Origin of the sequence: Pimelobacter sp. 30-1 (assembly GCF_018831735.1) — a bacterium.
Taxonomy (GTDB): Bacteria; Actinomycetota; Actinomycetes; order Propionibacteriales; family Nocardioidaceae; genus Nocardioides.
Map to the genome: position 1 here is coordinate 576,676 of NZ_NHTS01000001.1, position 26,703 is coordinate 603,378.

The 26,703-nt window shown below is 72.6% G+C and carries 23 protein-coding genes; 14 read left to right on the plus strand and 9 right to left on the minus strand.

All coding sequences use genetic code 11. From position 1 onward, the window contains the following. Positions 1 to 4: 4 nt before the first annotated feature. Positions 5 to 1,273, plus strand: coding sequence for a serine/threonine-protein kinase (locus CCO04_RS02720; protein ID WP_215812546.1), 1,269 nt, complete (start codon positions 5 to 7; stop codon positions 1,271 to 1,273). Here CCO04_RS02720 and CCO04_RS02725 read toward each other — a convergent pair. Further along, a complete protein-coding gene (locus CCO04_RS02725; protein ID WP_215812547.1) occupies positions 1,174 to 1,926 on the minus strand; it encodes an ABC transporter permease in 753 nt (250 codons plus the stop codon). The two genes, CCO04_RS02720 and CCO04_RS02725, sit on opposite strands and share 100 nt — an antisense overlap. Next, positions 1,923 to 2,951 carry an ATP-binding cassette domain-containing protein gene (locus tag CCO04_RS02730; RefSeq protein WP_215812548.1) on the minus strand — a complete coding sequence of 343 codons (1,029 nt, stop codon included), beginning with the start codon at positions 2,949 to 2,951 and terminating at the stop codon, positions 1,923 to 1,925. The genes CCO04_RS02725 and CCO04_RS02730 overlap by 4 nt, the downstream gene beginning before the upstream one ends. Before the next feature lie 251 nt (positions 2,952 to 3,202). Between CCO04_RS02730 and CCO04_RS02735 the strand changes: the two genes are divergently transcribed. After that, entirely contained in the window at positions 3,203 to 5,332 is a 2,130-nt protein-coding gene (locus tag CCO04_RS02735) for a hypothetical protein (RefSeq protein WP_215812549.1), read from the plus strand. Between the two features lie 30 nt (positions 5,333 to 5,362). Here the strand turns inward: CCO04_RS02735 and CCO04_RS02740 are convergent, their stop codons facing one another. The 3 genes from CCO04_RS02740 to CCO04_RS02750 form a co-directional block, all read right to left on the minus strand. Next, on the minus strand, positions 5,363 to 5,992 hold the full coding sequence (locus CCO04_RS02740) for a PadR family transcriptional regulator (protein WP_215812550.1): 630 nt from the start codon (positions 5,990 to 5,992) through the stop codon (positions 5,363 to 5,365). 16 nt (positions 5,993 to 6,008) lie between these two features. Further along, positions 6,009 to 7,238, minus strand: a complete 1,230-nt coding sequence (locus CCO04_RS02745; RefSeq protein WP_215812551.1) for a hypothetical protein — start codon at positions 7,236 to 7,238, stop codon at positions 6,009 to 6,011. A 70-nt stretch (positions 7,239 to 7,308) separates the two neighbouring features. Beyond that, complete coding sequence (locus CCO04_RS02750; RefSeq protein ID WP_215812552.1) at positions 7,309 to 10,101, minus strand: AAA family ATPase; 2,793 nt, start codon at positions 10,099 to 10,101, stop codon at positions 7,309 to 7,311. Between the two features lie 82 nt (positions 10,102 to 10,183). Here CCO04_RS02750 and CCO04_RS02755 point away from each other — a divergent pair, with 82 nt between their 5' ends. Continuing rightward, complete coding sequence (locus CCO04_RS02755; protein ID WP_215812553.1) at positions 10,184 to 10,759, plus strand: hypothetical protein; 576 nt, start codon at positions 10,184 to 10,186, stop codon at positions 10,757 to 10,759. Positions 10,760 to 10,770: 11 nt separating this feature from the next. On the opposite strand, the gene CCO04_RS02760 is transcribed toward CCO04_RS02755, so the two are convergent. Further along, positions 10,771 to 11,781, minus strand: a complete 1,011-nt coding sequence (locus tag CCO04_RS02760; RefSeq protein WP_215812554.1) for a Calx-beta domain-containing protein — start codon at positions 11,779 to 11,781, stop codon at positions 10,771 to 10,773. A gap of 151 nt (positions 11,782 to 11,932) precedes the next feature. Between CCO04_RS02760 and CCO04_RS02765 the strand changes: the two genes are divergently transcribed. Further along, the gene (locus CCO04_RS02765) at positions 11,933 to 13,078 is read left to right on the plus strand and encodes an acyl-CoA dehydrogenase family protein (protein WP_215812555.1); all 1,146 of its coding nucleotides are present in this window, start codon (positions 11,933 to 11,935) and stop codon (positions 13,076 to 13,078) included. A gap of 66 nt (positions 13,079 to 13,144) precedes the next feature. On the opposite strand, the gene CCO04_RS02770 is transcribed toward CCO04_RS02765, so the two are convergent. From CCO04_RS02770 to fdxA, 3 genes are all read right to left on the minus strand, one after another. Further along, positions 13,145 to 13,909, minus strand: coding sequence for an IclR family transcriptional regulator (locus CCO04_RS02770; RefSeq protein ID WP_215812556.1), 765 nt, complete (start codon positions 13,907 to 13,909; stop codon positions 13,145 to 13,147). 91 nt (positions 13,910 to 14,000) lie between these two features. After that, the gene (locus CCO04_RS02775) at positions 14,001 to 15,002 is read right to left on the minus strand and encodes an NAD(P)/FAD-dependent oxidoreductase (RefSeq protein WP_215812557.1); all 1,002 of its coding nucleotides are present in this window, start codon (positions 15,000 to 15,002) and stop codon (positions 14,001 to 14,003) included. Next, positions 14,999 to 15,298, minus strand: a complete 300-nt coding sequence (fdxA, locus tag CCO04_RS02780; RefSeq protein WP_215812558.1) for a ferredoxin — start codon at positions 15,296 to 15,298, stop codon at positions 14,999 to 15,001. The genes CCO04_RS02775 and fdxA overlap by 4 nt, the downstream gene beginning before the upstream one ends. 203 nt (positions 15,299 to 15,501) lie before the next feature. Between fdxA and CCO04_RS02785 the strand changes: the two genes are divergently transcribed. The 10 genes from CCO04_RS02785 to CCO04_RS02830 all read left to right on the plus strand — a co-directional run bounded on the left by CCO04_RS02785 (position 15,502) and on the right by CCO04_RS02830 (position 26,700). Then, positions 15,502 to 16,845 carry an SRPBCC family protein gene (locus tag CCO04_RS02785; protein ID WP_215812559.1) on the plus strand — a complete coding sequence of 448 codons (1,344 nt, stop codon included), beginning with the start codon at positions 15,502 to 15,504 and terminating at the stop codon, positions 16,843 to 16,845. Continuing rightward, positions 16,842 to 17,366: an aromatic-ring-hydroxylating dioxygenase subunit beta gene (locus CCO04_RS02790; RefSeq protein ID WP_215812560.1), complete on the plus strand. Its 525-nt coding sequence runs from the start codon at positions 16,842 to 16,844 to the stop codon at positions 17,364 to 17,366. The genes CCO04_RS02785 and CCO04_RS02790 overlap by 4 nt, the downstream gene beginning before the upstream one ends. An 11-nt stretch (positions 17,367 to 17,377) precedes the next feature. Beyond that, positions 17,378 to 18,586, plus strand: coding sequence for a Dabb family protein (locus tag CCO04_RS02795; protein ID WP_215812561.1), 1,209 nt, complete (start codon positions 17,378 to 17,380; stop codon positions 18,584 to 18,586). Next, entirely contained in the window at positions 18,550 to 19,794 is a 1,245-nt protein-coding gene (locus CCO04_RS02800) for a M20/M25/M40 family metallo-hydrolase (protein ID WP_215812562.1), read from the plus strand. The genes CCO04_RS02795 and CCO04_RS02800 overlap by 37 nt, the downstream gene beginning before the upstream one ends. A 59-nt stretch (positions 19,795 to 19,853) precedes the next feature. After that, positions 19,854 to 20,297 (plus strand): helix-turn-helix domain-containing protein, encoded by a 444-nt coding sequence (locus CCO04_RS02805; RefSeq protein WP_215812563.1) that lies wholly within the window; start codon positions 19,854 to 19,856, stop codon positions 20,295 to 20,297. Then, entirely contained in the window at positions 20,294 to 20,659 is a 366-nt protein-coding gene (locus tag CCO04_RS28240) for a HepT-like ribonuclease domain-containing protein (protein ID WP_215812564.1), read from the plus strand. The genes CCO04_RS02805 and CCO04_RS28240 overlap by 4 nt, the downstream gene beginning before the upstream one ends. A 223-nt stretch (positions 20,660 to 20,882) precedes the next feature. Further along, positions 20,883 to 22,271, plus strand: coding sequence for a dihydroorotase family protein (locus CCO04_RS02815; protein WP_215812565.1), 1,389 nt, complete (start codon positions 20,883 to 20,885; stop codon positions 22,269 to 22,271). Then, positions 22,261 to 22,896 (plus strand): cysteine hydrolase family protein, encoded by a 636-nt coding sequence (locus CCO04_RS02820; protein WP_082003825.1) that lies wholly within the window; start codon positions 22,261 to 22,263, stop codon positions 22,894 to 22,896. Before CCO04_RS02815 ends, CCO04_RS02820 begins: the two co-directional genes overlap by 11 nt. Next, entirely contained in the window at positions 22,889 to 23,356 is a 468-nt protein-coding gene (locus CCO04_RS02825; protein ID WP_215812566.1) for a (2Fe-2S)-binding protein, read from the plus strand. Before CCO04_RS02820 ends, CCO04_RS02825 begins: the two co-directional genes overlap by 8 nt. Next, positions 23,353 to 26,700 (plus strand): molybdopterin cofactor-binding domain-containing protein, encoded by a 3,348-nt coding sequence (locus tag CCO04_RS02830; protein WP_215812567.1) that lies wholly within the window; start codon positions 23,353 to 23,355, stop codon positions 26,698 to 26,700. Before CCO04_RS02825 ends, CCO04_RS02830 begins: the two co-directional genes overlap by 4 nt. Positions 26,701 to 26,703: the final 3 nt, after the last annotated feature.

Genomic DNA, 26,703 nt, shown 5'->3' on the forward strand with positions numbered 1-26,703 from the left:
AGGGGTGTCCTTCCCGCAGCCGCCCGGCGACCTCGGCCCGGGCGCCCGGATCGGGCGCTTCCGGCTGATCGAGCAGCTCGGTCAGGGCGGCATGGGGGTGGTCTACCGGGCGCTCGAGGAGAACCTCGGCCGCGAGGTCGCGCTCAAGGTGATCGCGCCGCTGTTCGCCCACGACCCCGAGTTCCGCGCCCGGTTCACCCGCGAGGCGCGGGCCCAGGCCTCGCTGGAGTCGGCCCACGTGGTCGCGGTCTACGCCCACGGCGAGGAGGACGGCTACCTCTACCTCGCCAGCCAGCTCATCCCCGGCGGCGACCTCGGGCACCTGATCCGGACCGAGGGCACGCCCTCGCTGGTCGAGGGGCTCGAGATCATCGAGCAGGTCACCAGCGGCCTGGCCGACGCCCACGACGCCGGGCTCGTGCACCGCGACATCAAGCCCGGCAACGTCCTGGTCCGGCGCCGGCCCGGTTCGGTCCGGGCCTACCTCGCCGACTTCGGCATCGCGCGGCGGATGAACGCCGACGCCACCCTGTTCAGCACGACGACCGCGGGGACGCCGACGTACATGGCGCCCGAGCTGCACGGGGGCGCCCGGGCGGGCGCGGTGACCGACATCTACGCGCTGGGCTGCCTGCTGTGGGTGGCGCTGACCGGGGCGCCGCCGTACCAGGGGCGGTCGGACTACCAGCTCGTCGCGGCCCACGTGCGCGAGCCGGTGCCCCAGCTGGCCGGCGGCAGCCCGATGGTGCACGCGGCCAACCGGATCCTGCGCACGGCGATGGCCAAGGAGCCGGGCGAGCGCTACCAGCGGGCGGCCGAGATGAGCGCGGACCTGCAGGCGGCGCTGCGGCTGCCGGTGACGCCCGGTCCGGCGACGCCGGTCGTGGGTGGGCCGACCGCGGTGCGGCCCCCGGCCCGACCGCCGAGCCCGCCGCCCGTGCGTGCGCCTGCTCCTGCTCCGGCGGCGCCTCCGGTCTATGCGCCGCCGCCGGCCTACCTGTCGGCGCCGGCTCCGGGACCCGCCCGGCGGGGCACCGGCACCGGCAAGTGGTGGCTGCTGATGATCGTCGCGGCGCTGGCCGCTGCGGCGATCGGCGTCGGCCTCGCGCTGCTCCTGCGCGACGAGCCCGGCGCCTCGGGCGCGCCCCCGGGCGGGCCGGGGGCGCGCTCAGCTCAGGCGTTCTCCTTCTTGAACACCGAGGTGCCCCACCAGACGGCGAGCCCGAAGAGCACGACCGTCCAGCCGACACCCCACAGCAGCGAGCTGTCGTAGTCGCCGAAGAACGAGGCCCGCACGGCGTCGACGATGTGCTTGATCGGCATGAAGTCCGAGAGCCGCTCGAGCCAGCCGGCGCCGAAGCTCATCGGGAGCAGGATGCCGCTGAGCAGCAGTACCGGCATCATCACGACGTTGATGACCGGCGCCATCACGTCCTCGCTCTTGGTAGTGAGCGCGAGTGCGTTGGACGCCGCGGCGCAGGCGCCGCCGAGCATCAGGGTGAGCACGACGCCGAGCACGATGCCGCCGAAGGAGGCGTCCATGCCGAGCACCAGACCCAGGCCGATCAGGATGACGGCCTGCACGAACAGCTGGAGCAGGTCGCGGTAGAGGCGCCCGAAGAGCAGCGCGGAGCGGTGGGCCGGGGTGACCCGCTCGGCCTCGATGACGCCCTCGCGCCACTCGCCGATGAGCGAGAAGCCGGCGAAGAAGGCGCCGAAGATGCCGAGCTGGACGAGCATGCCCGGCACGAACCAGGTGTACTTGTTGCCGCCGAGCTGGGCGATGACCGGCTCGAGCAGCGGGCCGAAGAGCAGCAGGTAGAGGACCGGCTGGAGCATTCCGATGATCACCCACGCGGGATTGCGCAGGTTCATCCGGAGCTGGCGGTTGAAGACGATCCAGGACTCGCGGAAGAAGGTGTTCATGCCGGGGCTCCTTCGGTGGTCGCGGCGTCGGCGGCCTCGTCGGGGCTCTCCTTGGCCTCGGCCGCGGCCTCGGCGTCGCGCAGCGAGCGCCCGGTGAGGGTGAGGAAGACGTCGTCGAGCGTGGGCCGGACGATCTCGATCGACTCGAGCGAGACGCCGGAGTTCTCCAGGTCGCGCAGCAGGCCGGGCACGGCCTTGCCGGCGCGCGCCACCCGGCCGCGGACCCGGCGGCCGTCGACCTCGACGTCCGCGCTGATCGAGCCGAGCTTGTCGCGGGTGATCGCGACCTGCTCGTCGGAGCCGACCTCGAGGTCGACCAGGTCGCCGGCGACGGCGGCCTTGAGGTTGTCGGCGGTGTCGCTGGCCACGATCTCGCCCTTGTCGATGATCACGATCCGGTCGGCCAGCGCGTCGGCCTCGTCGAGGTAGTGCGTGGTGAGGAAGACGGTCGCGCCGTCCTTGGCCCGCAGGTCGGCGATGTGGTGCCACAGGTTGATCCGCGCCTGCGGGTCGAGCCCGGTGGTCGGCTCGTCGAGGAAGACCAGGCCGGGGGAGTGGATGAGCGCCATCGCGATGTCGAGGCGGCGCTTCTGGCCGCCGGACATGTTCTTGGGCATCCGGCGCCACAGGCCCTCGAGCTGGAGCTTGTCGAAGAGCTCCTGGCCCTTGGCCACGGCGGCCTTCTTGGACATCCCGTAGAGCATGCCGTGGTCGACGACCTCGTCGCCGGCGTAGGCACCGGAGAAGGTCGAGCCGACCTGGGAGCAGTAGCCGATACTGCGCCGGACGTCGACGGCCTGGGTCGCGACGTCGAAGCCGGCCACGGTCGCGGTGCCCGCGGTCGGGCGCAGCAGCGTGGTGAGCATGCGCAGCGTCGTGGTCTTGCCGGCGCCGTTGGGGCCGAGGAAGCCGACGACCTCGCCCTCCGCGACGTCGAGGTCGACGCCGCGCACGGCGTGGACCTCGCGCTTCTGCTTGCCCTGTCCGGTGTGGAAAGTCTGCACGAGTCCTCGTGCTTCGATCATCTCGATCCCCTCGTAGTCAAGGTTGAATATGGCGAGTATTCAAGATTGAACACGGCGCTGTCAATCGGCGCCGCGCAGCCCGCCACCCCCAGCACAGACCATGCCACCGACAGTGATTCATCGGCGAGGGATTTCCGGTGGTGCGGGGGCCGCGGCCCCAACCGGCTCCCAGCCGGCTCCCAGTGCCTCGTCCGAGCCTGACCGGGACGGTCGCGACGTGTGCGTCCGTCGACGACACCCAAGGAGAGACCATGTCCACCACGACAGCGCCTGACCGGGCGCGACGTCAGCCCTTCTCGCCCCGCGCGGCCACGTGGCTCGCGACCCTCGCGCTCGCCGCCGGCGCCACCGTGGCCGCGGCACCCCCGGGGCACGCCGTCCCGGCGTACTCGGCCAGCGCGCTGCAGGCGTGGGGCAGCAACGACTACGGCCAGACCCAGCTGCCGGCCGACCTGCGCAGCGGGCTCAAGGTCGTCCAGTCGATCTCGCTCGGCGAGCACCAGGGCGTCGCGGCGACCACCGACAAGAAGCTCTACGCCTGGGGCGACAACACGCACGGCGAGGGCTCGGTGCCGGACTACCTGCAGAACCTCGGCACGATCGACGTCGCGGCCGGCGACGGGTTCAACGTGGTCCTCGGCGACGACTTCAACATCCGGGTCTGGGGGAGCACGCCGTACAGCCTCGACAGCGTGCCGCAGCCGATCGTCGACGGTGACGTCGCCAAGGTCGCCGCGGGTCACGACCACGCGCTCGCGCTGATGTCGACGGGCAAGGTCGCCGGCTGGGGCCGGGTCGCGACGGGCGCCACGCTGCCGCCGACCTCGGTGCTGCTGGGCACGATGAAGGACATCGCGGCCGGCAACGGCTTCTCGGTCTCGCTCTCGACCTCGGGCAAGGTCTACGCCTGGGGCGACAACACCTATGGCGCGGCCAAGGTGCCGGCCTCGCTCGACGGCCGCAAGGTCGTCCAGATCGCCGCGGGCGAGCACCACGCCCTCGCGCTGACCGAGGACGGCGAGATCGTCGCCTGGGGCAGCAACGCCGAGGGCGCCCTCAACATCCCCGCGCTCGCGCCGGGTGACCGGTGGGTGCAGATCGCCGCGGGCGACGGATTCTCCGCCGGTACGTCGGAGCAGTCGCCCGTCGCGGGCGTCTGGGGATCCGGCGCCACCGGGATCCGCCGCTCGCCGGCACCGTCGGGCTCCAACGCCGTGTCCGTCGTCGCGGGCGGGGACTTCCTGGTGCAGGGCTTCCGGCGCCTCGGGGTCGCGGCCGCGCCCACGGTCACGACGCTGCCCGGCAACGTCTTCCGCGCCGGCACCACGATCCAGGCCACGCACGCGACGTTCGGGCCGACCGACACCGTCACCAAGACCGGGCAGTGGCTCAAGGTGACCGACGAGGTCGTCAGCACCGTCGGCACCGGCCTGACCTACACGCCGACCAACGCCGACATCGGCTCGACGCTGGTGTTCCGCACCAACGCCACCAACGGCACGTACGGCGCGGCGTTCAGCGACACCCCGCAGGTCCAGGTCAAGGGCCGGCTGTTCACGTCCATCTCCAAGCCTCGCATCGCCGGCAGCCCGTACGTCGGCTCGACGCTCACCGCGGTCGACGTGTCGGCCGTGCCGACGACCACGACCTACCGCTACGACTGGTACGCCGACGGCGCCTACCGCCGGACCAGCGACGCCCGCGGCGAGTACGTCGTGCAGGAGGCCGACCGCGGCAAGCGCATCACCGTCCTCGTGTACGCCGACAAGGAGGGCTACGAGCGCATCCAGGCCGAGACCTCCGACGCCACGCCGGTGGTCACGGACACGCCCGGCTACCAGGTGGTGTCCGCGCCGCGGATCACCGGCACGCCCAGGGTCGGTACGACGCTGGTCGCCGCCGCCCCGGTCGCCCAGCCGAGCCCGGACCGCACGACCTACCAGTGGTTCCGGGACGGGGTGGCGATCCGCGGGGCGACGAGCGAGCGCTACCAGGTCCTGCCGGCCGACGCCGGCAAGCGGCTCGACGTCCTCGCGACGCTGAGCGGCACCGGCCACGCCGACACGACCACCCGGTCGGCCGCCGTCACGATCGCCAAGGCCGCGCCCGCGATCGGCTGGAAGGCCAAGCAGGTCAGCCGCAAGGGCGCCAAGCGCAAGGTCGCGATCAGCGTCGTCGTCACGGCCCCGGGCGTCCCTGCGCTCGGCGGCGTGGTCACGATCCGCGACGGCGGCAAGGTGGTCAAGACGATCGCCCTGCGCGGCGGCAAGGCCTCCGGCACCGTCAAGCTCAAGCGCGGAAAGCGCACGATCACCGTGACCTACGCCGGCACGACGGGTGTCGCCGCGGGCTCGGTGACCAGGAAGGTCAAGGTCGCGTAGCGGCCGTCACCGCACCGGGAGCGCTGCCGGTCAGCGCCCGAGCAGCGCGCGGTAGCGCTCCCGGTCGGTGTTCATCTGCCACCCCGGGTCGTCCGCGGGCGGCGCCCAGGTGGCCGGGTCGAGGCGCAGCTCGTCCTTCTTGAGCTGCTCGATCGTCTCGCGCAGCCAGGCCAGCTCGGCCACCGCGACGTCCAGCCAGAGGACGACGGTCCGCAGCGCGTGGGGCGGTGTCTCGGCCGGGGCCTCCGGCGTCGCGAGCTGGGCGACGATCCCCTCGAGGGCGACCCGGCGGGTGATGAGCGAGCGCAGCGCCCGGTCGACCGGGATCAGCGGGAGCAGGCCGAAGGCGGCGCTGAACGCCGTGCGGTCGACGATGCTGACCTCCTCGAGCCCGGCCCGGACCAGGCGGTCGAGCTCGGTACGCCCGGAGTCGGTGAGCTCGTAGACCGCGACCTCCCGGCCGCCGTCGACCAGGTCGTGGCGGACCAGGTGGCCCTGCTTGGTCAGCGTGGACAGGCCGTTGTAGATCGAGCCCGGGTTGACGTGGGCCCACTCGTCGACCTGCCACGACAGCAGCTCGCGCCGGATCTGGTAGCCGTTGACCGGCTCGAACAGCGCGACGGCACCCAGGAGCAGCAGACGGGTGTCGTGGGCGGCCATGCCGCGATTGTAGGTATCAGCGCTTCCGCTTGATCGTCACGACCGCCCGGGCCGTCGCGCCGGCGGGGACGGTGCCGGTGGCCTGGACCGTCGCCTTGACCTTGCGGGACGCGCGCAGGAGCGCCTTGCCCTTGGCCGTCAGCCGGAGCGGGACGGCGGCGCTGCGCCCGGCCGCGACCCGGTAGCCGCCGCGGGCGACCACCTTGCCGCGGGCGGTGACGGTCAGGGTGCCGGTGCAGCCGGAGGTGTTGGCCGCGGGGCAGCGGGCGCTCAGCACGAGCCGCTTCTTGGCGAGGACGACGGGACGGGCGCCGGTGACGGCGAGGGCCGGTCCGAGGGCCCGCCGGGCACCGCCCCAGAAGGGCATCGTGCCGTCGGCGATCTTGCGCAGCCCGGTGCCGTTGGTGTTGATCACCCAGATGCCCTGGTCCTTGCGCTCGAAGACGATCCGGTCGCCCTCGGCGCTGAACTCCGGGTGGGTGTCCTGGCCGGTGGTGAGCAGCCGGTCGGGCCCGGTCGTCGAGCCGGTCCGGTAGAGCGCCAGCGCGCCGTAGTACGGCAGGCCGAAGCCGGTCGACTCCGGGCCGCGGACGGCGACGATCGTGCCGGCCGCGTTGATGTCGGGGAACGCCGTCTGCTGGGAGAGGTCCGGCTCGACCGCGAGCTGGGTGTCGCAGCCGGGACCGCCCGCGACCTCCAGGCAGATGCGGGAGCCGTAGCTCGTCGTACCGCGGTGGGTGCTCATGAGCTGGTCGCCCTTCCAGCCGATCGAGAGCTGCATCGTCGACGACGCCTGGGCGGTCGAGGGCGCGCCCGCCGGGGCGACCCGGGCGTACCAGCCGAGCGAGGCGTAGTACCAGACCCAGGCGGTGGCGCCGCCCGAGCCGGAGATGGCGGCGAAGTCCGGCGGATCGGCCGCGCCGGGCGTGGCCATGGTCCGGGTCAGGCCGCCGGGCGCCAGCGCGATCTCGCTGACGGTCTGGGTGGAGCGGTCGACGACCCCGGCGGTCCGGCCGTCGGTGGTCACGCCGGCCGGCTTGGCGTTGGCCCGGACCACGCGGCGCGAGCCGGGGACGTCGGGGTCGATCGCGCACACGGACGTGCCGCACTGGTAGACGACGACCGAGCCGGCCAGCACCGCGGCGCTCGCCGGCGGGGTGGCGGTCGGCAGGCCGCCGGTGGGCAGGGCGAGCGCGGCCGCCAGAGCGGCGACGAGCGCGGTACGACGGAGTCCCGGGATCCTCATGCCGCAGGACCCTGCCCCAGGCGTGCCGGCAGGAAACCGAGCCCGAACGAACCCGAACGCCCGGCCGGGCTCAGGCCTCGGCGAGCAGCGCCCCGAGCCCGTCGCGGCCGACGCCGAGCTTGCGGTAGGCCCGGGAGAGGTGCACCTCGACGGTCTTGGTGCTGACGAAGAGGCGCTGCGCGATGTCGCGGTTGCGCAGCCCGGTCGCGGCGAGCGCGCAGACCCGGCGCTCGGCGGAGGTCAGGGCGGCGACGCCGGTCAGCTCGATCCGGCCGGCCCGGCCGCCGGCGAGGGCGAGCTCGGTCGCCGCCCGCTCCGCCAGGGGTACGGCGCCGAGCCGGTGGGCGAGCTCGCGGCCGCGCCGCAGCTCGTCGCGGCCCTCGACCCGGCGCCCCGTACGACGCAGCGCGGCGCCGAGCGCGATCCGGGAGCGCGCCTCCTGGAGCCGGGCCTCGGAGCCGTCGAGGACGGCGACCGAGCGTGCGAGCAGGGCGAGCCCGGCCTCGGTGTCGTCGGCGACCTCGCCGGAGATCCGCAGCGCCTGGCCGAGCACGGCGGCGGCGTCCTTGGCCTCGGCGCACGCGAGCTCGACGGCGGCGAGGGCGCGGGCCTCGTCGATCCGGCCGAGGGCCCACAGGCTCTCGACGGCGGCGGGACGCCAGGCGCACCAGGTGGGGGAGTCCATGGCGAGGGCGGCGAGCCGCTCGCCGCAGGTGTCCAGCGCGGCGAGTGCGCCGGCGTGGTCGCCGGTGGCCGCGCGGACCAGGCCGCGGGCGCGGAGCAGGTGGATGCCGGTGGCGTGGTTGCGGTCCTCGGCGACGTCGTCGGGCACGTGGTCGAGCGCGGCGACGGCCTCGGCCAGCCGGCCCTGGGCGAGCAGCGCCTCGGCGAGGCCGGCCGAGGCCATGAGGCGGAGCAGCTGTCCGCCGGGGACGACCTCGGCGTGGCGCAGCGCCTCGGCGAAGTCGGTGCCGCCGTCGTCGATCCGCCCGGCCCACAGGTGTGCCCAGCCGCGGGTGACCGAGGCGGCGGCGTAGAGCGGGACGGAGCCGGACCGGGCGGCGAGGTCGAGGCCCTGGGCGCAGAGGACGGCGACCGCGTCGTACTCGCCGGCGCAGGCGAGGTGGATCCGGGCGAGGGTCCAGGCGAACGGGTTCGTCACCTGCTCGGGCGTCGCGCCGTCGCCGATCGCGCGCCGGGCCAGGTCGCCGGCCGCGGCGATCGGCGCCTCGGTCGCGTTGGCCACGGATGCCTGGTGGATGAGGAGCAGCCGCTCCCCGGGCGTCGTACCGGCGAGGTGGCCGTGGTGGGCGAGCCGGGTGCGCGCCTCGTCGACCCGGCCCGGCGCCGAGAGCGCGGCCGCGACGAGCTCGGCCTCGACGACGAGGGTCAGGTCGCCGTGCTCGGGCCCGAGGCCGGCGAGCGCGTCGCTGAGGATGGGCACGGAGCGCTCGTAGAACCCGCCGACGTGGTACGCCGCGGCGAGCCCGATCGCGCACTGCGCCCGCAGCACCGGGTCCGTCACGCCGCGGCCCGCGCGCTCCAGGGTGCTCACCGACGCCGGATCGCCGGCCCGCAGCTCGGCGGTGCCCAGCTCGACCAGCAGCCCGGGGAGGTCCGCGGCCGGCGGCGGCTCGGCGATCGCGCGCCGGAGCAGGTCGGCCGCCGCCTGGGGTGCTCCGTCGGCGAGCGCCGCGCGGGCCGCCGTGTGCAGCAGGTTCGCCGCCCACGGGTCCCCGACGCCCTCGGCCTCCAGGAGGTGGCCGGCGGCCAGGTGCAGGCCGTCCGGCTCGTCCGCGAGAGCGCGGGCGGCGCGCCGGTGCAGGTCGTCGCGGGTCGCGGCGCCGGTCGCGGCGGCGACGGCGCTGCGCAGCAGGGCGTGGCGGAACTCCAGGGGCCGGTCGGTCGAGAGCAGCCCGGCGTCGCGCAGCCGGTCGGCGGCGATGCCGGCCCGCTCGGGGCTCAGGTCCGCCAGGCCGGCGGCGATGCGCAGGGGTGCGGACTCGAGGGTCGCCACCGCGCGGGCGAGCGCCTGCTCCGCCGTACCGAGGGCGGTGAGGCGCTGCACGACGGTGTCGACGACGGTGCGGGGCACGAGCGAGCGGACGTCCGTCGTCCCGAGCAGGTCGGCGAGCGCGGTGACCAGGAACGGGTTCCCGCCGCTGACGTCGGCGCACGCCGCGACGAGCTCGTCGCTGATCTCGTCGTGGCCCAGCTGGGCCAGGCAGGAGCGCACCCCGGCGACGCTCAGCGGCGCGAGGTCGAGCCGGGAGGCGCCGGCGACGAGCGCCGCCAGCGCCGGGCTCCGGCGCTCGGGAAGGATGTCGCGGGCCGCGACCACGAGCAGCACCGGCAGCTCGCCCGCCCGGTTGAGCAGGTGCTGGCAGAACAGGAGGGACGCCTCGTCCGCCCAGTGCGCGTCGTCGACCGCGAGCACCAGCGGACCGTCGGCGGCGAGCCCGTCGAGCAGCCAGTAGAGGCTGTTGAGCATCATCGACGGATCGTCGACCGGTGCCCCGCGGTGCAGCACGAGGTCGACCGCGGCCCGGGCCGCGCCGTGCGCGATCCCGCCCAGGCCGTCGAGGGCGGCCGGGTCGAGCGCGGCCAGCGCCCGGCCGAAGAGGTGCCGCACGACGCCGTACGGCGTGTGGGTCTCGAGCTCGCCGGCCGTCGCCCGCAGCACCCGCAGGCCGCCGGCCCCGGTATCGGCACCGGTCAGGACGGACGTGAGCAGCGCGGTCTTCCCGACCCCGGCAGGCCCGAGCAGGCAGAGCGCTCCGCCGGTCCCGGCGCGCAGGCGGTCGAGGGCGGCGCCGGCCTGAGCGAGGCTGGCCTCCCTCTCGACGAGTCGACCGCTGGCCACGGACGAAGCGTAGTGCGGGCCGGCCGAGGATTGGGGTCGTTCCCTGATGCGGTCACCTCGCCGGGGCTGGCTGGATGGGGGCGTGACTGCCCTGCGCCGTACGGCCGCGCCCTTGCTCATGACCAGCCTCCTTCTCCTCGCGACGGCGGCCTGCTCCTCGTCCGACGACGGTGGTGACGACCGTGGTGACTCCGCCCCGTCCACCACGCCGACCACCACGGCGACCACGGCGACCACCACGCCGACCGAGCCGACCAGCGTCGCGGCGGATCCCGCAGCCCGCCTCGACTTCGCCGTCGTCGAGACCGCGGCCGCCGACCTCACCAGCGACAACCCGTCGTGCGCGATCATCAAGTGGGGCACCAACGAGACCGGCGCCCCCGGGCAGGTCGACTTCCGCCAGCTCGACTGCTACGGCGACCAGGACGCGGTCGGCATCGGGCTGCCCGCGCTCTCGCAGACCATCATCTGGGTCGAGATGCCCACGCCGGAGGCGGCCCGGGCCTACGCCCAGGACAACCTGTACGACGACAAGCAGGCGCTGGTCGCCGGCTCGACCGCGCTCGTGGTCAACGGCCTGTGGGGCCAGCAGGGCACCGACCTGTACGCCGAGGTGCAGGCGGCCTGCGGCTGCGGAGAGCTGGTCTCGGCCGGCTGACGGATCGGGCGTCAGTACGCCGCCACCCCGCTGCCGGTCAGGTTCCAGGTGTTGTCGTAGGTCAGGGCCGGCGGGTTCGCCGTGCCGGCGTACGTGTAGCGGTCGGTGGAGTAGCGCAGCCGGTCCGGCTGATCGGGCGTGGCGTAGCCGTTGTAGACCAGCGCGCCCCCGTTGCCGCCCTGTCCCACGCGGCCCGCGGCATTGCCCGGGTTGGGCCCGCAGGTGACCGGCATGTTGCCGGTGCCGGTGACCGGCGCGAGGTAGATGGCGTAGTCCCAGTAGCGCGGGTCGACGTCGTGCCCGGGGCCGGTGGCGCTGTCGTCGACGGTGAAGTCGCCGGTGAGCTGGCTCCCCGTGAGGGTGCCGGCGCCGGTGCAGGTGCCGCTCGCCGTCCAGCTGATCGAGGCCGACTGGACGACATAGTGCACCTGCTGGTCGCGCCACGGCGTCCCGAGCACCGGGTCGTTCTTCTGGAAGACGTAGGTGATCGTGCCGCTCCACTCCACGTGCAGCGAGTCGGGCACGGTGCCGCCGGGGTAGACGGCCGTCTTGGTCCGGCCCGAGACCGTCCCGGTGATGGTCTGCGGGAAGCGGACCGGGCTGCTGTCGTCGTCGGTGATCCGTACGGCGACCCGCGGGGTGCGGATCTTCGCGGCCCGGCTGCGGAGCGCGACGGTGAAGCTCTCGGTCGGCTCGGCGACCCGGTCGTCGACCAGGCGGACGGTGATCCGGGCGGCCTTGCGGCCCTTCTTCACCACGACCTTGCCGCGGGCCGCGCGGAAGTCGCTGCCGGCCCGGGCGCTGCCCGCCACGGTCGCCCAGGAGATCGCCACGTTGCTGCGCGCCTTCTTGGTCAGGCGCACCACGACCACCGCCTGACCGGCACCCTCCGCGACGCTCACCGGGGCGGCCGACGCGACCGGCTTCGGGGCGGCCGCGGCGGCGAGCGCCGGGGTGGCCGGGAGGAGCGCGGCGGCGGTCAGGAGCACCAGGGCAGGGCGGAACCAGCGAGATCGAGACATGTCCGGCACGCTACGAAGGGAGCGGCCGGGGCGCGTCAGGGTCGGCCCCCAATCCTTGCCGCGCACCGTGCTCCGGGACCAACGATCGCCCCCCGATTGTTGTGCTCGGGGACAACGACCGGCCATGTGACTCGCGAGTAGAGTCCGGGACATGAAGCGTGAGATCTACGACGAGGACCACGAGGCATTCCGGGCGTCCGTCAAGGAGTTCGTGGACCGCTCGGTCCTGCCGCACACCGAGGAGCACATCGCCGCCAAGGCGCTGCCCCGCGAGTTCTGGATCGAGGCCGGCAAGCAGGGCCTGCTCGGTCTCGAGGTCCCCGAGCAGTACGGCGGCGCCGAGGCCGGTGACTTCCGGTTCAACGCCGTCCTGCAGGAGGAGCTCGCCAAGGTCGGTGCGGCGTACCCGACCTGCCACGGCATCCACGCCGACATCACGGCGCCGTACATCGTCGAGCTGGGCACCGAGGAGCAGAAGCAGCGCTGGCTCCCCGGCGTCGCCTCGGGCGAGATCCTGCTGGGCATCGGCATGACCGAGCCGTCCGGCGGCTCCGACCTCGCCGCGCTCAAGACCACCGCGGTGCGCGACGGCGACGCGTGGGTGATCAACGGCTCCAAGACCTTCATCACCAACGGCTACTCCGGCGACCTCTTCGTCACCGCCGTGCGCACCGACCCCGAGAAGGGCCCCAAGGGCATCACGCTCTTCGGCATCGAGGCGACCCAGGAGGGCTTCTCCCGCGGCCGCAAGCTCGACAAGGTCGGCATGGAGGAGTCCGACACGGCCGAGCTGTTCTTCGAGAACGTCCGGGTCACCGACGCCGAGATCATCGGCGAGCTCAACATGGGCTTCATCCACATGATGCAGAAGCTCCCCCAGGAGCGGCTCGGCTGCGCGGTCGCCAACGTCGCGCACGCCAAGCAGATCCTCGAGGAGACGATCCAGTACGCCAAGGAGCGCCAGGCGTTCGGCGCCCCGATCGGCACCTTCCAGCACAACAAGTTCCTGCTGGCCGACCTGGTCACCCGGATCGAGGTCGCCGAGGCCTACATCGACAAGTGCGTGCTCGCGCACTCCGAGAAGCGGCTCACCGCGATCGACGCGGCCAAGGCCAAGTGGTACTCCTCGCAGGTCCAGGGCGAGGTGCTCGACCACTGCGTCCAGCTGCACGGCGGCTACGGCTTCATGAACGAGTACCGCGTGGCCCGCGCCTGGCGCGACGCCCGGGTCACCAAGATCTGGGCCGGCTCGAACGAGATCATGAAGGAGCTCATCGGCCGCGACCTCGGCCTCTGAGTCCCCGAACGCACGAACCCCCGGCGCCCAGCGGGCGTCGGGGGTTCGCGTCGTCAGGGGTGGTGCTCAGTGACCGCCGAGACCCTCGGACAGGTCGCGCGTGGTGCGCAGCAGGGCCCGCGCCATCGGGCTGTCGACATCGGCCGAGACGGTGACGGCGGTGCCGACGATCGCCATCGACGCGACGATGGTGCCGCCCTCGAAGATCGGCGCCGCGATGGTGCGCACGCCGTTGATGTCGGGGGAGTTGAGCGAGAGACCGAGCTCGCGGATGTTCTCGAACTCCTCGCCCAGCTCGGGCGCGCGGCGCAGGATCGACTTGAGACCGGGCACCTGGTCCGGGGGCAGGAACGAGCAGAACACCCGTCCCTGCGCGGAGTCGGTGAGGTCGAGCCGGGCGCCGGAGCGGACGCCGATCCGGATGATGTGGTCGGTGTTGTCGACCGAGCGGACCACGGTGGCGGTCTCGCCGTCCCACACCGAGAGGACGACGGTCTCGTCGACCTCGTGCAGCAGCGACTCCATGTAGGGCTCGGCCGCGGCGACGATGGGCAGTCCGGCCCGGGCGGACGCGGCGAGCGTCAGGACCTGGGGGCCGAGCGAGTAGAGGGCGGTGCGCTCGTCGTACCGGAGGAGGTGCGCAGCGCGCAGCGCCTTGGTGTAGCGGTGCGCGGTCGCCTTGCTGGTGCCGAGCGATGCGGTGAGCTCGTTGAGGCTCAGGTAGGGCTTGGCGACCGTGAACGAGCCGAGGACGACCGCGGCCCGCTCCACCGTCTGGATGGTGGGAGCGGTCTCGCTCGTCTCGCGCTTGGGGCTCTTGCTGGCAGTCAATGGGACCTCGAATCGGGGCACGGGCTCGACGGAGTATCGCACGGGGTGGGCGCCGCGCCGATCCGGTTCGGTCGGCGCGGCCCCCGTGTCGTCAGAGGTCGGACGAATGCCCCGGCGTGAGCGCTGATCCGGGCCGGACCAGCGCGGTGATGTGGTTCACGGCGAGGGCGGCCTCGCCGAAGCCGATCGAGATCAGCTTGACCTTGCCCTCGTAGTGGGCGAGGTCGCCGGCCGCGAAGACCCGATGCCGGTTGGTCCGCATGGTGCGGTCGACCAGGATGTGGCGCTTCTCCTGCTCCAGACCCCAGTCGTCGATCGGGCCCAGGTCGGCGATGAAGCCGAGGGCGGCGACGACGGCCTGCACCGTGAGGGTGCGGCTCTCGCCGTCGCGGGTCTCGATGACGACCTCCTCGATGGCCTCCTCGCCGGACACCTTCGCGACCTCGTACGGCGTGAGGACCTCGACGCTCGACTCCTGCAGCTGTGCGACGCTGCGCTCGTGCGCACGGAACTGCGGTCGGCGGTGGACCAGCGTGACGCTGCGCGCGATCGACTCCAGGCCGAGGGCCCAGTCGAGGGCGGAGTCGCCGCCGCCGACGACGAGCACGTCCTGGTCGGCGAGCTCGGCCAGGCGGGGCACGAAGTAGCGCAGCCCGCGGTCGAGGTACTCCGAGCCGACGGGCAGCTCGCGCGGGGTGAAGCTGCCGATGCCGGCGGTGATGAGGACCGCGCCCGCGCGGACCGTCTCGCCGGTGTCGGTGGTGACCTCGACGCCGTCCTCGTGCTCGACGAGGCCGACCGCGGTGCGGCCGAGCAGCAGCAGCGGGTCGGCCGAGCGGGCCTGCGCGTGCAGCGCGTCGACCAGCTCCTGGCCGCGCACGGCCGGGAAGCCGGCGACGTCGTACAGCGCCTTCTCGGGGTAGAGCGCGGCGATCTGGCCGCCCACCTCGGGCAGCGCGTCGAGCAGCGCGACCTTCAGCTCGCGGAAGCCCGCGTAGTAGGTGGCGTACAGGCCGGTCGGGCCGGCGCCGACGATGAGCAGGTCGACCTCGTGGGTCGTGCCCGCGACCGGGGCGGGGGACGTGGCGCTCATGCGACGTCCGGGTGGTCCGCGCCGGTGCGGCCGACCTTGCGGGCACCGCCGGGGGAGCCGAGGTCGGTGAAGAACTCGGCGTTGATCCGCTCGTAGTCCTTCGACTCGTCGGGCAGGTCGTCGTGGTGGTAGATCGAGATCTGGGGGCACACCGGCTCGCAGCGCGCGCACTCGACGCACTCGTCGGGCTGGATGTACAGCATCCGGTCGCCCTCGTAGATGCAGTCGACGGGACATTCCTCCACGCAGGACCGGTCCATCACGTCGATACAGGAACCAGTGATCACGTAGGGCACGGCGACTCCGTTCGTTATGCAGGCCGAGATAGCGTCTCTTATTACAAGACACGACAATGAACCCAGAAGGGCGTCGGCGTCAACCCGTCATGGCTTTGCGACGACCCCTTGACAGTCCCTGCGGGGTGGGCGAGGCTATGTCGCATCGCGAGATGGCATCTCGCGATAGTGACTCAACGTGATGAGGGTGAAGGAGCGACGGCATGCCAAGCGAAGCGTCCGAGCGAGCGGCAGGTCCCATGCTCGTCGAGGACTGGGACGAGCTCACGTTCCGCGTGAATCGGGAGGCGTACCGCTCTCCTGAGATGTTCGCGCGAGAGCGGGTCAACATCTGGCTGCGGACCTGGCTCTACCTCGGGCACGAGACGGAGATCCCGAACGCCAACGACTTCAAGGTCCGGACGATCGCCGGCCGGCCGCTGATCTTCTGCCGCGACGCGGACGGCGAGGTGCGGGCCTGGCTCAACTCCTGCCCCCACCGCGGCACCGTCCTGTGCCGGGAGAACGAGGGCTCGCAGAAGCGCTTCCAGTGCTTCTACCACGCCTGGACGTTCAACAACGACGGCACCGTGGCGGCGATCCCGGACGACGGTGCGTACGAGGACATCGAGTCCCTGCAGAAGAACATGATGCTGCGCTCGGTGCCCCGCCTCGAGATCCACGAGGGCTACGTCTTCATCTCGTTCAACCCCGACGTGCCGCCGCTGCTGGAGCACCTCGGCGACGCCGCCGACTACATGACGATGATCGAGCAGCAGCACGCCTCCGGCGTGACCACGCTGCCCGGCGTCCAGCTCTACAGCGTGCGCGGCAACTGGAAGCTCGCCGTCGAGAACGCGATGGACGGCTACCACTTCTCGCCGACCCACAACACGTTCGTGGGCTACCTGCGCGAGTCCGGCTTCGCGGTCACCGACGACAACCAGTTCGCCTACAACCTGGGCAACGGGCACTCCCTGCTGGTGCTGACCGGCCACGGCGGCCGGATCAGCATGATCTGGGAGCCGCGCTTCGGCGAGGCCGAGAAGGTCCGCACCGAGGAGCACCGCGCCGAGATGGTCGAGCGGCTCGGGGAGGAGCGGGCGCACTACATCGCCGACGAGAGCCACATCCTCTTCGTCTTCCCGAACCTGCTGCTCTTCGACATCGAGGGCCTCTCCATCCGCCAGCTCGAGCCGGTCGCGCCGGGGCACACCGACGTCCGCGCCTGGCAGCTCGTGCCGCGCGAGGAGGACCCCGAGTCCCGTGCGCTGCGCATGAAGACCGTGGTCAGCTTCGTCGGACCCGGCGGCCTGGCCACCCCCGACGACATCGAGGCGTACGAGGCCGTCCAGCGCGGCATCGAGGCGACCAAGGGCGCCGGCGAGCTCGACTACAGCGACATGTCGCGAGGCATGCGCGACGAGGTCAAGGGCGAGCAGGGCCGCTCGATCGACGAGGGCGCCATGCGCGGCTTCTGGCGCGAGTGGGAGAAGGTCGTCGACGGCGGCCTCCAGGTCACGGGCAACCGCCCGGAGAGCTTCCTCGAGGGGAGGGACGTGCGATGACGCAGGCTGACGTGCGCGGCTCGATCGAGGTCGCCGGCCGCACCATCACCCGCGGCCAGGTCGAGGACTTCCTCTACGAGGAGGCCGACATCCTCGACTCGTGGAACTACGACGGCTGGTTCGCGCTCTTCGAGGAGGGCGCGCGCTACGAGGTGCCGACCACCGACTACCGCGGCTGGTCGCTCCACACCGGCGGCTCGTTCGTCGATGACGACTACGACCTCATCAAGGCCCGGGTCAAGCGGCTCAAGTCGCGCAAGGCGCACGCGGAGAACCCGCACTCGCGCACCCACCGCCTGGTCTCGAACGTCCGGCTCTTCCCGGGTGAGGAGGACGGCACCCTGCGCATCCGTGCGTCGTTCGTCGTCCACCGCGCCCGCGACGGGCAGTTCGACACCTACGTCGGCTGGTACGAGCACGTCGTCGTCCCGACGGACGAGGGCCTCAAGTACCGCCTGCGCCGGACGATCCTCGGTCACGAGGCGCTGCCGGTCGGCGCCCGCCTGAGCTTCATCCTCTAGGAGACGCGCCGATGATCCGACACACCCTGCTCTTCCGGTTCGCCGACGAGGTCCCCGCGGGGACCCGGCAGGCGATCCTCGCGGAGCTGGAGACCTTCCCCGAGCGCTATCCCGCGATGCGGCACTGGTCGATGGGGGAGAACATCAGCAGCCGGGACCAGACCTACACCCACGGGATGTCGGTCGAGTTCCCCGACGAGCAGGACCTGCTCGCCTACCTCAACAGTGAGTCGCACGAGACCTTCGTGCGCGAGAAGTGGCGGCCGGTGATCGCCGACCAGGCGATCGTCGCCTACGAGTTCGCGGGCCCCGAGGGCGACGCGGGAAGGGAGGGACGCGTGACGCAGCGTCCACGCGGGCCGTTCGGCATGGAGTACGCCCGCATCGAGGTTCCGGACATGCAGGCGACGATCGACTTCCTGCAGTATCACGTCGGGCTCCAGCTGGAGCAGCAGACCGACGAGTACGCCTACCTCCGGGCTGACATCGAGCACCACGCGATCGAGCTGATCAGCGCCCCCGAGCGCACCGACGGCTGGACCACCGCGGTCGGCTTCAGTGTCGAGAGCGAGGAGGTGCTCGAGGAGATCAAGCAGCGCGCGATCGCCGCGGGCCAGGAGATCCTCCCGCTCCAGGAGCGCCAGCAGGCGCTGTGCGACAACGGCTTCGCGCTCGCCGACCCCGAGGGTCTGCTCGTCGAGCTCTTCACCGAGTTCCAGGAGTACGCCGAGCCGCCGAGCATCGAGATCCGCCCGCTCGACCTGGTCCACCCCTTCCTCGCGACCACCAAGTACGAGGAGATGCTGGACTTCTACATCAACGTGCTGGGCTTCATCCCGTCCGACCACATCGTCGGCTCGGCGACGTTCTTGCGCTGCGAGGACCGCTACCACCACAGCCTCGCGATCCAGAAGAACGACGAGCACTACGTCGCGCACCTCTGCTTCGCGATGAAGAGCCTCGACCACGTCATGCGGATGCGCGCCCGCGCCCTCTACAAGGGTGCGCCGATCGCGTCGGACATCGTCAACCACTCGGCGTCGACGTCCATCGCGTTCTACCTGCACGACACCAAGTTCGGTCCGCGCTTCGAGCTCTGCGACAGCCACCGGGTGTTCACCCCGGAGGAGCACGAGACGCACCGGGCCCGGAAGATGCCCGCCGACCCGCGCAACATCGACGTGTGGCGGCCGGCGTCCGACGACTGGGGTCGTTTCTGACCGAGGACCTGGTCGAGCTCCTGGGCGTGCTCGACCAGACGCCGGCGCCCCGTGGCCGCGAGCGACTCGCGGCCACGGCGCTGGCGCAGTGGTGCGGTGAGCGGTGGCCCGCGATCACCTGGACCGTGCAGCCCTACGGCGCCGAGGGCGCCAACCTGGTCGCGTACGCCGGGCCGGGGCCGCTGCTCTACTCGCACCTCGACACCTCCCTCGACGGGGACGGGATCTCCGATCCCCTCGTCACGGGCCGCGACGACCCGGTCGGTCCACTCCGGATCGTCGACGGCACGGCCGAGGGGTTCGGGCTCGGCGTGGCCCGAGCGCCGGCGGCGGCCGCGGTGGCAGCCTTCGCCGCCGCCGGCAGGGGCACGCTCCTGCTGGCCGGCGGCGGCACGCACCGGCGCGGCGGACGGGGTGAGGGCGTCCGCGCCTTCCTCGCCGACGCCCCCGAGATCCCCTCCGCGATCGTGGCCAAGGGCGGCCCACGCGGGCTGCTCTGGGAGGAGCCCGGCGCGGCGTACCTCCAGGTCCGGGTGACCGGCACCTCCGGCGCCGCGCTCGCGCCCGACTCGGCGACACCGCCGGGCGGCGTGCTGCGGCACGCGGGCGTCGTCCTCGACGCGGTGGACAAGTGGCGCGAGCGCTACCTCGCCAGCCGCGCGCCGGTCGGTCAGGTCGGCGCCCAGGTCGGTGTGGGGGCTCTGCGCGCCGGCTGGCCGGACAAGCCGGACCTGCTGCCCGCCGAGCTCCTCCTCGACCTGTACGTCGTCACGGTGCCCGGTGAGCGCCCGTCGCGGCTGGCCACCGAGCTCACCGCGTGCCTGCACGCCCTGCTGGCGGCGACCCCGCTGGCCGGCTGCGGCTGCGCGGTCGAGGTCGAGTGGCTGCACGGTGCCCAGGCGACCGAGGCCCGCGCGCCCGTCGTACGGGCGGCTCAGGACGCGTGGGAGGGCGTCTTCGGCGAGCCGCCGGCACCGATCACCGGCTGGACCGGCTCGACCGACGGGGTCGTGCTGCGCGAGCACGGGATCGACACCGTCCGGGTCGGCCCGCAGAGCGTACGATCGTCCTCCGATCCGCGGCGCGACGTCGTGGACCTGGCCGAGCTGGAGCGCTATCGGGAGCTCTACACGGCCCTCCTCGCGGGTGACCACCACCCGCACCAGCGGCCGCCGCGGGCCCGGCACGACCACGAGCACCACCACTGAGCACCGGCGCCGTGCCCGTCTCCCTTATCGAGGTCGATATATCCGGCTACGATCGACGCGTGGACATCAGGGCCGAACGGCGCGCGGCGGGGCTGACCCAGGCCGAGCTGGCCGCCGCTGCCCGCGTCCCGCAGCCCAACCTGTCGGCCTACGAGAACGGTCGGCGAGTCCCCAGCCCTGAGGTCGAGGAGCGGCTCCGTCGTGCCCTCCTGGGCCGTCCGTCGGCTCGGGTCGACTGGCATCGCGCATCCATCCGGGCGATCGTCGCGGCACACCACGCCACGGCACCGCGGTTGGTGGGCTCGGTGGCGCGCGGTGAGGACCAGCCGGGCTCCGACGTCGACCTGCTCGTCGACTTCACCGACGAGGCGAGCCTGCTCGACGAGGTCGGCCTCCGGCTGGCGTTGACCGACCTCCTCCAGGTGCCGGTCGACGTGATCGCCGCCGATGGGCTCCGTGAGCCGCTTCGCTCGCGACTGCTCGCCGAAGCGGTCGCGGTGTGAGCAGTGACGGTGTCGCCAAGGCACGTGATGCGGCTGCCCGCGTCGTCCGGGTGTGCGACGTCCTTGCGGAGCTCGCCCCGTCGGAGGCGGGGGCCTTCGCGGAGGACGTGCGGACCCAGTGGGCGGTGGAGATGGGGTTGATCCGGATCGGCGAGGCGGTCCACCGGATCCCGGACGACATCCTGGAGCGCTTCCCCGGTCAGCCGTGGCGGCTGATGATCGCGATGCGCAACTTCGCAGCGCACCAGTACGACGACCTCGACCCGCGCCGGGTCTGGCGGACCTTGACGTCCGACGTGCCTGCTCTGCGCGGCTACCTGGTCGACACGGTGCTGCCCGCGCTCGGCGGAGACGCAACCTGACACATATCGCATTACAAGACGTCATCACGCATGCTTGACGTGTGTGTGCCGGCTCACTAGAGTCGTCGACGACGGCATCGCCTCCCTGCCGGGGAGTCGATTACAGCCCTGACGCACTGCGCGCCGGGTGTGCGGCCGACAGCCACCCGAGATCTCCTGCCAGTGCGTCTACGAGGCGAGGTTGCGCTCTTCGACGAGAGCGGGAACTGGAGGTCAGATGCGCGTGGACACCATCGTCGCCAACGGGCGGATCGTCAGCCCGAGCGGCGTGTTCGACGCGGCGGTCGCGGTCAAGGACGGCCGCATCGTCGCGGTCGCCGACGAGAGCGTGCTCCCCGAGGCCGACGAGCGGATCGACGCCCAGGGCAGGTACGTCCTGCCAGGTCTGGTCGACCCGCACGTGCACCTGGGCGGCGGACGCCCGCTGTCCGAGATCTTCGCCTCCGAGACCGCCTGCGCCGCGGTCGGTGGCATCACCACCGTGCTCCAGTACCGCCGCTCGCCGTCGACCTTCTTCGACACCTTCCCGGCCGAGCTCGAGACCGCGAAGACCCGCATGCTGGTGGACACCCAGTTCCACTTCATCATCTCGTCGATGGAGCAGGTGGAGGAGATCCCCCGCTACGCCGAGGAGTTCGGCGTCACGAGCTTCAAGTTCTACATGGGCGGCTACGAGCCCGGTAACCCCATCGGCCTGGTGTCGGTCAACGACGCCGTGCTCTACGCCGCGATGGAGAAGATCCGCGAGCTCGGACCCTACGGCTGGTGCATGGTGCACTGCGAGGACGACTCGCTGGTCTGCCACCTGACCGCCAAGGTCAAGGAGGCCGGCGGCGACGACCTGGCGGCCTACAGCGCCTCGCGCCCCGACTTCGTCGAGGAGCAGGACCTGCTCCGCGCGATCTGGCTCGCCGACCTCCAGGAGTGCTCGCTCTACGTGCCGCACACGACCGTGGGCATGGCCGTCGACGCGGCCGCCGAGTCGCGCCGCAAGGGCCGCACCGTCGTGCTGGAGACCTGCCCGCACTACCTGGCGCTGACCGCGGACGACGCGCGTCTCGCCGGCTCCGGTGTCGGCAAGGTCGCCCCGGCGCTGCGCAACAGCGAGCACCAGGCCGAGCTCTGGCGCGGTCTGCGCGAGGGCTGGATCTCGACCATCGGCTCCGACCACGTGCCGATCCCCAAGTCCGGCAAGGGCATCTGGGAGGAGGCGCCCGGCTTCGCCGGTCTCGCCACCATGCTGCCCGTCGTCCTCACCGAGGGCGTGCTCAAGGGCCGGATCGCGATCGAGAAGGTCGCCGAGACGATGGCCTACAACCCCGCCCGCCTGTTCGGCCTCGCGCCGACCAAGGGCTCGATCCAGGTCGGCGCCGACGCCGACCTCGTGATCGTCGACATGGAGACCGAGAAGGTCGTCGGTCCCGATGTCACCCAGAGCGAGTTCGTCAGCGCCTTCGAGGGCGTGCCGCTGCGCGGCTGGCCGACGCTGACGATGCGCCGCGGTGACGTGATCTACCGGGACGGCGAGGTGCTGGCCCAGCCCGGCAGCGGCCAGGTGGTCGTGAAGCCGGAACCCGACAAGGACAAGGAGAGGAACTGGCATGCCGCTTAGCGTGAAGCTCGACCCGCGGGACGTGGGTCTGCTCGTCGTCGACATGCAGAACGGCTTCTGCCACCCCGAGGGGTCGCGAGGCCAGGCGTTCGGTGCCGATGCGGTCAAGAACCCGCAGGACATCATCCCGAACGTCACCAAGACGATCGACCTGGCGCACCGCCTGGACATCCCGGTGTGGTTCACCCAGCAGGTCCACTACGACGACGACGTGCTGCGCAGCCGGCGCCGGATCCCGTCGCACCTGGAGCGCCGGGGCGTCAAGCTCGAGCTGTGCCGCCGCGGCACCTGGGACGCCGAGCTGCTCGACGAGATGAAGGCGATCAAGGAGGACCGTGACGAGGTCGTCGTCAAGCACCGGTCGAGCGCCTTCTTCCAGACGACGCTCGAGGTCGAGCTCCGGATGAAGGACGTGCAGGTCCTGGTCGTGCTCGGTACGACGACCAGCTTCTGCGTGGACTCCACCATCCGCGACGCCTACGCCCGGGACTTCGACGTCGTCGTCCCCGCCGAGTGCGTGGCCGACTCCGACGACGCAGCGCACGCCGCGACCCTGGCGAGCATCGAGCGCTTCCACGGCGTCGTCACCGACCTTCCTGGGTTGACCGCCGCCCTCGATGGCTGAGGACCTCCGGGTCGACGGCGACGTCGTCCCGGCCGGGGCGCCCGGGGAGACGTTGCTCGACGTCCTCCGGGCCTCCGGGAACTTCGCCGCGAAGGGCGCCTGCCGGCGCGGCGAGTGCGGAGCCTGCACGGTGCTGGTCGGTGACCGGGCCGTGCTGGCCTGCACGACCCTGGCGGCGCTGGTCACCGACGAGGTGACCACGGCCGCCGGGCTCGGCGACGACGCGGCGGACCTCCGCGCGGCGTTCGCCGACCATGCCGCCTTCCAGTGCGGCTTCTGCACGCCCGGCCAGGTGGTCCGCGCCGAGGCCGTGCTCCGCGAGTCGGTCGAGCGCAGCCGCGACGAGATCGTCCGCGAGATGTCGGGCAACGTCTGCCGCTGCACCGGCTACCGCCAGATCGTCGATGCCGTCTGCGCCGTCGCGCAGACCAGGCACTGCTCCAGGGAGGCCGCGCGATGAACGCCGTCGGGCAGTCCGTACGCCCCCTGGACTGGGAGGAGAAGACCTCCGGCACCGCGCGCTACGCCGCCGACGAGCCGCCCCCGGGCACGCTCGTCGCCCGGGTCCTGCGCTCCCCGCTGCCGCACGCCGACATCAAGCGGCTCGACGTCTCCGCCGCGCTGCGCGTGCCCGGCGTCCACGCCGTCGTCACCGCCGCCGACTTCCCTGAGGGCCGCCTCTACGAGCACAGCGGCGGCCCCTACTCCGACCGGCCGCCGATGGCCGTCGACCGGGTCCTGTACGTCGGCCACGAGGTCGCCGCCGTCGCCGCCGAGACCGCCGAGGCGGCCGACGAGGCCCTCCGCGCGATCCGCGTCCGCTACCGCCGGCGCAAGGCCGTGCTGACCGTCCCCGACGCGCTCGCCCCCGGCGCCCCCCAGCTGCACCAGCGCGCGGACGCGCCCAACGTCGCCGTGGCGACCGCCGAGCACTGGGGCGACGTCGACCTCGCCCAGACCAACGCCGCGTTCACCGCGGGCGGCACGTTCCGCTACCCGCGCGTCAACCACGCGTGCATGGAGCCCAACACGAGCATCGCGTGGTGGCACGACGAGCGCCTGGAGATGTGGACCTCCAGCCAGGCGCCGCACTTCGTCGTCCACGAGCTGGCCAACCTCTTCGGCCTCGAGCTCGACCAGGTCGTCTGCCGCGACGTCGCCGTGGGCGGCGGCTTCGGCTCCAAGTCCAAGATCTCCGAGCACGAGGCACTCGCCGCCGCGCTCTCGATGAAGTGCGGCCGCCCGGTGCTGCTCGAGCTCAGCCGGGCCGACGAGTTCGCCTTCACCAAGCCGCGCCACGCCTTCACCACCCGGCTCGACGCGCACGCCGACGCCGACGGCCGGCTCTGCTTCCTCGACGCCGTCATCGACGTCGACAACGGTGCCTACAACCACTACGGCCCCTCGGTGATGCGGGCCGGCATCAAGCAGCTCGGCTCGATGTACCGCCCCGACGCGGTGCGCTGGGACGCCCGCCTCGTCGACACCAACCTCGTGCCCGGCGGCCAGTTCCGCGGCTACGGCCAGCCGCAGACGGCGATCGGCCTCGAGACGCTGATGGACGAGCTCGCCGAGCAGTGCGGCCAGGACCCCATCGAGTTCCGGATCCGCAACTCCGGCCTGCCCGACACCACGCAGCTCTCCGGCTCCCAGGTCGGCTCCAACCGGCTGCGCGAGTGCCTCGCCGAGGTCCGCGACCGGATCGGCTGGGACGCCAAGCGCGGCCCGGAACGCCGTCCCTACCGGGGTGTCGGCGTCTCGTCGGGCATGCACGCCAGCGGCTCGTACGCCTACCCGGGCGGCAACACGAGCGCGGCCGGCGTCGAGGTCCGCACCACCGGCGAGGTCGTCGTCCGCTTCGGCGGTGCCGACGCGGGCACCGGTCAGCGCACGATCCTGGGGCAGATCGCGGCCGACGTGCTCGGCGTACCGATGGACCGGGTCAGCGTGATCATGTCCGACTGGGACGAGACCCCGCCCGACATGGGCGCGTGGTCCTCGCGCGGCACGCACATGGGCGGTCACGCCGTACGCCAGACGGCGGAGGCGATGGCCGAGCGGCTGTGCGAGCTCGGCGCCGCCAAGCTGGGTGCCGACGACGTGACCCTGCGCGACGGGACGGTCGCGTCCGCGACCGACAGCATCCCGATCGAGAACCTGGTCGACGGCGCGCTGCGCATCGACACCGAGTACGTCGAGCCCAAGATGCAGCCCTACTGGACGGGCATCGAGCGGCCGAACATCTCGGCGACCTATGCCTACGCGGCGCACGCGATCGAGGTCGAGGTCGACCCCGGCACCGGTGTCATCAGCGTGCTCAACTACGCGGCGATCCACGACATCGGCAAGGCGATCAACCCGGCGCTGGTCGAGGGCCAGATCATCGGCGGTGCCGTGCAGGGCCTGGGTGCGGCGCTGGGGGAGAAGCTCCACTACGAGGGCGGTCGCCTGGTCAACGCCGGCTACGTCCACTACCCGCTGCCGCGGGCCACGACGGTGCCGTCGATCGACGTCGGCCTGGTCGAGGGCCCCGAGCCCGCCGGTCCCTTCAACGCCAAGAGCGTCGGCGAGATCGCGCTCATCCCGGCCGCCCCCGCGCTCCTCAACGCCGTCTACGACGCGACCGGCATCCGCTTCCGCGAGCTGCCGCTGACGCCCGACGTCGTCCTGGCCGCGCTGCGCGAGAAGGACGGCGCCGCCGCACGGCGCCACCACCTCGCGCGGCGCCCGTCGCGCTGGCAGATCGGGCTCTTCCGCGCGCTCTACCCCTACGGCATCCACCTGCTGCTCGACCGCTGGGGGACGCGCTTCGCGCGCCGCCGTACGCCGCGACCGGTCGAGCGGATCGCCCTCCCCACGACGGTCGCGGAGGCCGTGGCCGAGCTGGCCTCGCCCGACGCGACGGCGATCGGCGGCGGCACCGACGTCCTGGTGCAGCGCGACCAGGAGCTGCTCTTCCCGACCGTGCTGGTCGGTACCGGCAAGATCGCCGCCTTGCGCGGCATCGACGAGGAGCCCGGTGGGGACTGGCGGATCGGCGCCGCGGTGACGCTCGCCGAGCTGGCCGCCTGGGCGGCCGACCGGGTGCCGATGGTGGCCGACGCGGTCGTGACCATCGCCTCCGCCCAGATCCGTGAGGTGGCGACGGTCGCGGGCAACCTCGGCCAGGAGAAGCGCTGCTGGTTCTTCCGCAACGGCTTCGACTGCTATAAGCGCGGCGGCGTCAGCTGCCCCTGCTACGCCGTCGAGGGCGACCACCGCCTGCACCACGCCGCGATCGGCGGCCACCGCTGCCAGGCGGTCACGCCCTCGGACCTCGCCACCGTCTTCGACGCGCTGGAGGCGACCGTCGTGGTCACCGGCCCCGACGGCAGCCGCCGCGTCTCGATCACCGGTCTGTACGCCGGTCCGGGCGAGCTCGACCTGCGTCCCGGCGAGCTGGTCGAGGCGGTCGTGCTGCCGGCGTCCGCCCTGGCGGCGCGGGGCACCTTCCTCAAGCTCCAGCAGTGGGACGGCGACTTCGCGCTCGTCTCGCTCGCCGCGTGCGCGCGTCGCGGGGCCGACGGCCGCTGGACCACCGCGCGCTACGTCTTCGGCGGGCTCGCCCCCAAGCCCTGGCAGCCGCCACGGCTCGGGCGCGCGCTGGCCGGGGCCGTCCCGACGGCCGACTCGGTGGCCGCGGTGCTCGACCAGGACCTCTCGTGGGAGGCCCACCCCCTGCCGGGGAACCGATGGAAGCTCGACGCCGCCATCGGCCTGGCCCGACAAGCAACCGAGCAGCTGCTCGGCCAGAACGTGAGATGAGGA